At 64.0% G+C, this 547-nt stretch carries 2 protein-coding genes; both read left to right on the top strand.

Annotated elements, in window-relative coordinates:
- Positions 1 to 225, top strand: a 225-nt coding sequence (locus EOA24_RS40470) for an SDR family oxidoreductase (protein ID WP_127410945.1), incomplete at its 5' end; no start/stop codon positions are given.
- Positions 226 to 382: 157 nt separating this feature from the next.
- The coding region (locus EOA24_RS44020) for a GntR family transcriptional regulator (RefSeq protein ID WP_127410944.1) at positions 383 to 547 on the top strand (165 nt) is incomplete at its 3' end.

Genomic DNA, 547 nt, shown 5'->3' with positions numbered 1-547 from the left:
GTGCGTACCCCGATCCTCGAACGCGCCGCCCGCGCCGACGATCCCAATGCGGATGTCGAGGCGGCCTTCAAACGCTTCGGCGAAGCGCATCCGCTCGGCCGCATCGGCGAGCCGGAGGAAGTGGCGGAACTGATCGCCTTCCTATGCTCGTCCAAGGCAAGCTTCTGCACCGGGGCGGACTACAGGATAGACGGCGGCCTTTTGGCGGGCATCGGGGTCCGATAACGTCGCAGTCGCAATGACGCGGTTGGGGGACGGGCGCGCGCTCCCTTGCGGCAGCGCGCGTTAACCGTCTATCGTGCGTCCCAATGCCATCGGAACCTGTCCCCGCGGCGGATAGAGCGACGAAGCAGCTTTCAGGACGACGAAGCAACGAGAGCCAATGGCCGACAAATCGCGAATCGGACTGACCGCTGTCGATACCGTTCCACTGCATGAGAAAGTCTATCTGGAGCTGGTTCGGGCCCTTATGTCCGGACAGTTGCAGCCTGGCCAGAAGCTGACCTCGCGCAAGCTCGCCAAGGAACTCGGCACCAGCGACATGCCG

Origin of the sequence: Mesorhizobium sp. M2A.F.Ca.ET.039.01.1.1 (assembly GCF_003998035.1) — a bacterium.
GTDB lineage: Bacteria > Pseudomonadota > Alphaproteobacteria > Rhizobiales > Rhizobiaceae > Mesorhizobium.
The sequence above is the reverse complement of the archived record's forward strand: the minus strand, read 5'-3'. Positions and strand labels throughout refer to the sequence as shown.